Origin of the sequence: Oscillibacter sp. KLE 1728, assembly GCF_934833455.1 — a bacterium.
GTDB classification, from domain to species: domain Bacteria; phylum Bacillota; class Clostridia; order Oscillospirales; family Oscillospiraceae; genus Oscillibacter; species Oscillibacter welbionis.
In genome coordinates this window covers 1-7,450 of sequence record NZ_CAKVVF010000097.1, presented here as the reverse complement: position 1 = coordinate 7,450, position 7,450 = coordinate 1, and the positions used below count along the sequence as shown (strand labels likewise).

General features: G+C 61.9%; 6 protein-coding genes and 1 tRNA gene. 2 read left to right on the top strand and 5 right to left on the bottom strand.

Going from position 1 to position 7,450, the window contains the following annotated elements; genetic code table 11:
• Positions 1-666, bottom strand: a 666-nt coding sequence (locus QVE23_RS09725) for a type I glyceraldehyde-3-phosphate dehydrogenase (RefSeq protein WP_287968081.1), incomplete at its 3' end; no start/stop codon positions are given.
• Between the two features lie 300 nt (positions 667-966).
• Here QVE23_RS09725 and QVE23_RS09720 point away from each other — a divergent pair.
• A complete protein-coding gene (locus QVE23_RS09720; protein WP_021750995.1) occupies positions 967-1,983 on the top strand; it encodes a LacI family DNA-binding transcriptional regulator in 1,017 nt (338 codons plus the stop codon).
• 50 nt (positions 1,984-2,033) lie between these two features.
• Here QVE23_RS09720 and QVE23_RS09715 read toward each other — a convergent pair whose 3' ends face one another.
• The 3 genes from QVE23_RS09715 to QVE23_RS09705 all read right to left on the bottom strand — a co-directional run bounded on the left by QVE23_RS09715 (position 2,034) and on the right by QVE23_RS09705 (position 6,624).
• The gene (locus QVE23_RS09715; protein WP_287968080.1) at positions 2,034-4,109 is read right to left on the bottom strand and encodes a serine hydrolase domain-containing protein; all 2,076 of its coding nucleotides are present in this window, start codon (positions 4,107-4,109) and stop codon (positions 2,034-2,036) included.
• A gap of 485 nt (positions 4,110-4,594) precedes the next feature.
• Positions 4,595-5,779, bottom strand: a complete 1,185-nt coding sequence (locus QVE23_RS09710; protein WP_021750991.1) for an MFS transporter — start codon at positions 5,777-5,779, stop codon at positions 4,595-4,597.
• Positions 5,776-6,624, bottom strand: a complete 849-nt coding sequence (locus tag QVE23_RS09705; RefSeq protein ID WP_287968079.1) for a pyridoxamine kinase — start codon at positions 6,622-6,624, stop codon at positions 5,776-5,778. Before QVE23_RS09705 ends, QVE23_RS09710 begins: the two co-directional genes overlap by 4 nt.
• A gap of 116 nt (positions 6,625-6,740) precedes the next feature.
• On the opposite strand from QVE23_RS09705, the gene QVE23_RS09700 reads away from it, so the two are divergent.
• Positions 6,741-6,823: transfer RNA gene (locus QVE23_RS09700), tRNA-Leu, on the top strand.
• A 152-nt stretch (positions 6,824-6,975) separates the two neighbouring features.
• On the opposite strand, the gene QVE23_RS09695 is transcribed toward QVE23_RS09700, so the two are convergent.
• On the bottom strand, positions 6,976-7,450 hold a 475-nt coding region (locus QVE23_RS09695; protein WP_287968077.1), incomplete at its 5' end, for a hypothetical protein.

The window sequence follows — 7,450 nt, the reverse complement described above, 5'->3', positions numbered from 1 at the left end:
GGGGATGACCTTGCCCACGGCCTTGGCGGCGCCGGTGGAGGAGGGGATGATGTTGCCGGTGGCGGCACGGCCGCCGCGCCAGTCCTTCAGGGAGGCGCCGTCCAGCAGCTTCTGGGTGGGGGTGACGGAGTGGACGGTGGTCATCAGGCCCTCCACGATGCCGAACTTGTCATTCAGCACCTTGGCGATGGGGGCCAGGCAGTTGGTGGTGCAGGAGGCGTTGGATACGAACGTCATATCAGAGGTGTACTTGCTGTTGTTGACGCCCATGACGAACATGGGCGTATCGTCCTTGGAAGGGGCGCCCATGACCACGTGCTTGGCGCCAGCGTCAATGTGACCCTGGCACAGCTCCTTGGTCAGGTGCTTGCCGGTGCACTCGCAAATATACTCCGCACCCACGGAAGCCCAGGGAATGTCCTTGACCTCCATAGCGGTAAAGACAGGATACTTCTTGCCGTTGACCACCAGGGCGCCGTCCTCGGCGGAGACCTCGCCGGGGAACTTGCCGTGCACGCTGTCATACTTCAGCATGTAGGCCATATACTCGGGGTTCATGAAGGGATCGTTCAGGCCGACGACCTCTACATCGTCATGAGTCAGGGCGGCGCGGAAGACGAGGCGGCCAATGCGGCCGAAGCCATTGATGCCAATCTTGGTTTTCATATCGGAAAGACTCCTTTCACAAAATCAGACGCACCGGCGGCGCGCCGTCGAAACGTTTGCGTAAACGTTTTCTAATAATCGCACAAGTATATTATCATACGGTCGACCTTTTTGCAACTGTCAATTCAGATAACATTTTCTGCGGCAGGTTGTGGATAATCCATAAGAAAAAGGGCATATTTCACAATTTTTACACGAAACAGGGGGAAAAGGGGCTTGACGCGGAGGGAAAGCTGTCCTATACTGAAGTGGCTAATTATTTGCGTAAACCAATAAACCATTGCGCAAGGAGGCTGTCCCATGAAGGTGACCATCAGCGATGTGGCGAAGCTGGCGGGAGTGTCCACCGCCACCGTGTCCCACACCATCAACAATACCCGGTATGTGTCCAACGAGACGAAGGAGAAGGTCTACCGGGCCATCGAGGAGCTGGGATACACACCGGACGCTTCCGCCCGCAGTTTCCGCACGGGAAAGAAAAAGATCATCGGCTTTATTGTGCCCGATATCGCCAATAAATTCTTCGCAACCATGATTGAGTCTGTGGAAAAATATCTCTCCGCCAACGGCTACCAGCTCATCATCGCCAATACCCGGGAGAATATGGACCGGGAGGAGACCAATATCCGCCTGCTGACGGCGGGACTGGTGGACGGGCTGCTGGTGGCCAGCACCATGGACGATTTCCAGCGGTTCGACGCCCTGATCCCCGCGGGATTTCCAGTGGTGCTGGTGGACCGGATCTTTGAGACGAAGAAGTACTCCTCCGTCTGCGTGTCCAACTTCCAGCCCATCTACCGCAGTGTATGCCGGCTGGCGGGAAAGGGCGACCAGCGGATCGGCATCATCGGCGGCCTCCCCCGCCTCTCCAGCACGCAGGAGCGGATCTCCGCCTATCGGCAGGCTGTGGCGGACTGTGGCCTGCCGGAGGATGAGCATTTAATCCAATATGGCGACTCCCTGGAGAACAGCGCCTGCGCCTGCCTGGACCAGCTGCTGGAGCGCAAGTGCGACGCCATCATCGTCTGTCAGGGGCTGATGGCCTCGGAGACCATCATCTATCTCCACCAGAAGGGCATCCAGCTGGCCCAGGACATCGACCTGGTGAGCTTTGTGGACTATGACTCCGATGTGTACGCCCTGTACGCCAATCAGATGGACTCCATCATCCAGCCGGTGGAGGACCTGGGGCAGGCTGCGGGTGAGCAGATCCTCAGACGGGTGGAGGTGCCCGACGCGCCGATCTTTGAAAATGTGCTCACATCCACGTACCGCCCCTACAACCAGCCTCGGGCCTGGTCTCATTCGGACCGCTGAACTGAAAAAACGCGCCGCTTCTGCGGCGCGTTTTTCATGTCCTGGAGACGTTATCCCTGGAAGCGCAGGTGGAAGCGGGCACCGGGATCACCGGCAAAGACAATCGTTCCATCCTCCGGCAAGGTGACGGTGGTGTCGCCCCACAGGACGGAGGAGGCAGTCACCTGGCCATTTCCGTCATACACCCAGAAGCCGGAATTCTCCGGCACCTGCACGGTCATGGTCTTGCCGGCGGCATCGCCGACCTGGTACCAGCGGGCATAGCCATCCGCCTGAACGGTGGTGTAGGAGGCGCCGGATCCAGTGAACAGCGTGGGCGCTGCGGCCGCGTCCATGTAGAGGCTGCCCTTGGCGTTGATCCAGAGGACGCCGTCCCGCTCCTCCAGCTGGTAGTCCACGCCGTCCCGGCTGCCCACGCCGGGCACCTGGATCTCAGAGCGGGCGGTGGTCTCGTCCACGATCCGGGCGGCGCCGATATAGCCGGGGATCGTTTCCGGCACCTCCGCGACCGCGGCGGCGTCCGCCAGCGCCAGGAAGGTCTGGGAGTTGTATGGCTCGTTCATGGGCAGGATACCCAAGGTGGCGATGCTGTCCCAGGCGGCGGCTACCTCAGGAGAGAGATCGTTCTCCGGCAGCTTCACGGCGGCGTAGTTGGCGATGGGCAGCGCCCCCAGGCCCGGCAGAGGGGAGACGGCCTGCTGGTACAGATAGGTCTGGCCGTTGCGCTCTTTCACAAAGGAGATGTAGGACAACCCGGTGGAATCCCGGAAGGAGCCGTCGCTGCAATAGGTGAAGGTCTGGGCGGGGATCGAGGTGGGATAGTTCAGGTAGGACATGGTCAAAGTGCCGTCGGCCTGGATATCCACCTGATACTGGGCGGAGGTGGAGCCGTAGTACCCGGCGTTTTCCAGCTGTTCCGCGGGCATGGCGGCGGACTCCGCCGCGGGCAGGGCCTTTACAGCCTGGTCCACGGTGACGCCCTCCTCCGCCAGAGCGGCGATGAGGATCTGATTGGCGGCCAGCTGGTCATAGGTGGACACGCCGCCGGAGCTGACCACAGCCGCGGCCATGTCATACTCAGGCAGGACCACCAGGCCGGCGTGGTAGTACAGGGTGTCACCGCCTTTCACCAGGGCCTGGATGTCGCTTTGGCAGAAGGGATACCACTCCATGTTGTCCCAGCCCAGGCCGTAGGCCAGGGAGTCCGGCTCTCCGCTTTCGGGCCACAGGCCCCGGCTGTACTCCGGATAGGCCATGGCGTCCAGAGAGGACTGGCGCAGCAGCTCCGTGCCTGTCAGGGCACCGCCGAAGGACGCCAGATCGGAGGCCGTGGCATAGATGCCTCCGGCACCGATGGCGTTCAGGGCATCCTGGGGCAGGGCGCGGGGGTCGGTGCCCCGGTAGATGGGGGCCAAATCGTTGGCGTCAAAGTCCCCGCCGGGAGCAAAGGTGCGGTCCAGGTCCAGAGGGGCCAGGATATGTTCGTCCACATAGTCCATGAAGTCCATGTCAGTGACGGCCTCCACCACCAGCTCCGCCAGGGAGAAGCCGTCGTTGCAGTAGACGCTGAAGGCGCCGGGGTCCGCCGCCAGCCGCTGGGTGGAGAGCTTCTCCAGCAGGGTGTCATGGGCGCGTGTGCTGGCCTCGCCGAACAGCATGGCGTCAGAGAGGCCGGTGCCCAGGATGCCGGAGGAGTGGTTCAGCAGCATCCGAACGGTGATGTCCTTGTAACGCTCGTCCGCCATTTTGAAGTCCGGCAGATACTGGGTCATCGGGGCGTCCAGAGAGACCTTGCCGTCCTCCGCCAGCTGCATCACCGCCACGGTGGTGTAGATCTTGCTGACGGATCCGATGCCGTACAGCTCGTCCCCGGTCATCAGGCGGTTTTCGGACCGGGAGAAGGTGCCTGCCTCTCCGGTGAGAACGATCTCCCCATCCTGCCACAGCGCGTATTGCAGGCTTTGCGCGCCGCCGTACTGGGCGGCGTAAGAGGCGGCGGTGTCCGCCAGGGTTTGCAGGTCCTCCGCGGCGATCTCGGTTTCCGCCGCCGCGGCGGGGACCGCCAGGCTCACGGCCAGGAGGAGGGCCAGAACCAGGGCTCTCCAGCGAGTGTGAAGTACGTTCATAACAGTTCCTTTCCCGCCCCACAGGGCGTTTGTGCCGGACGCTCCGGCGAGATGACAGTGCCAGGATACACCTTCCCCCCAGGGGAAGGTCAAGTAAAAAATCCGGAAAGATCCGGTCCAACAGACGTTCCCGGGGACGGATACCCGTCCCCGGTGTCTGCCGGAAACACAAAGGCGGTGTTGAGCGCAGGACTCAACACCGCCTGATCTTCTGGATCAAAGCGCAACACAACGCCCACTCCCCGGGTTCGCACTTGAAAAAAGCGCACCCCGCCGGTATAATGGGAAATACGGTGCAGTCAGATGACTGTTGTGTTGAGTGGTCATGACACTCATCACAGGGACATAGCGGGTGGCCGCCCGCTATGCCCTGCCGCAGTTTATGCTTCCGCATTCAGTTTAACCGATGGAGAATGGAAAATCAAGGGCTTTCCAGAGTTTCTCGCCATATAGAAAACGGCACGGCAACCGCCGTGCCGCTCTTTTTATGTCTTGCTCCGCCCTGCCGCCAGCATGAACAGCACGCCGATGACGCCGAAGACCAGGCACATCCCCAGCATGGCGTCGGCGCCGCCCCAGTCGATGGCGTACCCCGCCAGGAAGTTGCCGAACATGGCCCCCAGGCCGTTGGAGGCGATCATCATAATGGACTGGCCCTTCACCTGGTCCACCGGGGAGACGTTTGCGTTGGCGTAGTAGACCGAGGCGGGGGTGAACAGCCCGTACCCCAGCAGCTGGACGGGCTGCACCAGCAGGAGTCCGGAGAGGCCGGGGGCCAGCAGGAACAGCAGGGGCTTCACCGCCATGAAGCAGATGGACATCCGCAGGGTCCCCGCCGCGCCGAAGCGGCGGAACAGCGGCGTGAACAGCAGCGCCGCGGGCAGCTCCGACGCCCCCATCAGAAACAGTGCCAGACCCAGGTGCCCCTCGTCGCCGCCCCGGTCTGAGACGAGGTTCACCATGAAGCTGACGATGGGCATAATGGCCGCCAGGGTGAAGAACAGGCTCACCAGCGTCAGGGTGAAGGGGCGGCTGCTTTTCAGAATGTACAATATGGAGTGGGGCCGCTCTCCCCCGCCCTGGGCCTGCAAGGCATCTTTGGGAAAGGCAGGGTACAGGGCCACCACCGCGATCATCAGCACCAGCAGCGCCATGTGGGTCAGCAGCAGGCTTTCTGTTCCGAAGCGCACCGCCTGCTGGCCGCACGCAACGCAGGCCAGGGCATAGGACAGAGACCCCAGCCCACGGCTGAGGCTGTACGACATGTCCACCCCGGCGGCGATGAACTGTACCGCCATGGAGTCCAGCAGAGGATAGGCGTTCAGCTCCAGAATGCCCAGGGTCAGGAAGATCAGGGCGGTGCCCCAGAAGCCGGGGCGGGTGGTGTAGAATACTACATTCACCCCCAGGGCCAGCACCAGACAGGCGTTCAGCAGGCGTTTGATCGGCACCTCCGGGTGGCGGTCCGCCCAGCCTCCCAGCAACGGCTGAGCCAAAATGCCGGCAAAGCAGCGAATGGAGGCAAAGATCCCCGCCTCCCCGCTGGTAAAGCCCCGCCCCAGCAGCAGAGAGGTCTGGTAGCCCGCGAAGATGGCAAACATGGCCCAGTAGACCACGTGGACCAGCGTATAGGATACGTTCAGCCGCCGCAGAGAGGGGAATTCGGTCATACGGTCTCCTTTCCGGGAATCAGCAGACCCAGCAGGGGTTCAAAATCCACGCCCTCCCGCATAGGCAGGTCTTCCGCCGCGGTCCGCTCCGCGCAGGCACGGACGAACGCCGCCGCCTCTCCGGCGGCGGAGGAGAGGGACTCCCCCCGCACCAGGGCCCCGGTGAGGACGCTGGAGAACACGTCCCCGGTGCCGTGGAACTCATGGGCCACATAGGCGGTCTGAACGGCCTCCGTCTTCCCGGTGCGGGCGTCGAAGCAGACGGCGCCGGTCCGGCCGGGGGCCAGAGAAGCGCCCGTCAGCACCACAGACCGCCGCCCTCCCAGGCTCAGCCGCTCCGTGATCTCCCGGAGGCCCGCCTCGCCGGCGGGCAGCGTCTCATAGCGCTGGCCCAGCAGCAGCGCTGCCTCCGTCAGGTTGGGGGTGATGACGTCCGCCAGCTCCGCCAGCCGGGCCATGCCGCTGCACATGGCGGCGGTGTAGGTCTGGTAGACCCGGCCGTAGTCCCCCATCACCGGGTCCACCACCACCACGGTGTCCGGTCCCCGGAACCGGCAGATAAAGTTCTCCACCACGCCGATCTGCCGCTCACTGCCCAGGAAGCCGCTGTATACAGCCTGGAATGTCAGGCCCAAGCTGGCCCAGTGGTCCGCCACCTTGGACATTTCGTCGGTCATGTCCAGAAAGGTGAACCCCTCGAACCCGCCGGTATGGGTGGAGAGAAATGCCGTGGGCAGGGGGCAGCACTGGACCCCCATGGCGGAGAGAATAGGAATGGCCACAGTGAGAGAACACCGGCCGAAGCCGGACATGTCATGAATGGCAGCAACGCGTGGGGTCATCATGGTACGCTTCCTCTTTTCAATGGTTTTGAACAGACTGCATTTCATTGTATCGTAGATTTTCCTATTGTTCAAGAGGAAGAGATGTGATATACTGCAACTATCCCAGCATCATCTCTGCGGGTATGGTGGAATTGGCAGACACGATGGATTTAGGTTCCATTGGGCAACCGTGCAGGTTCAAGTCCTGTTACCCGCACCAGCTCGCCGCAAGCGTCATATCGCTTGCGGTGAGCTTTTTCATTTCATTGCAGAGCTTATCGTGCGCTCGTTCTGCTGCTTTTCGATTCCAAACTGAACCAACTTCACTGGGCTTCGGTTTGGGTCCGCCGCTTTGCGGCGATTTTATCTTACTCACGAGGTAATATCGACTCCAACCGGCCCTGCCATCAAAAGGGGCATCTTTTTGGGATGTCCCTTTTGACGGGTTTCGCTGTCCGGAGGGATGGCTCCGCCCTCCGATGCTCTAAAATACGCGGGTGAATGAATTTGCATTGCGCTAGGCATCCGCTTTCCGGGAAAACACCTGCCCGCCGCCCGTGCCGACTGGAAGGGCGGTGCTGAAAATGTGGATTTTGACCGAACCGTTCCCGCCCAAAAAGAACGATATCCAGAGGCCGCCGGTTTTTGACGTTCGGCGGCCAGAGAACGGCTCCAAACAGCCGGTCCCCTTCTGTGCTTCCACGGTCCCGCAGCCACTGCCGTGCCGCTGGCCGCGCCCTGATTGAAACTAAAAAAAGGAGACGCGCTGAAAAGCGCGTCTCCTTTTACAGCAGAGTTTGACCGTGGTGCATCCGGCACGGCAGGGCGGCGGATCAGACCTCCAAAT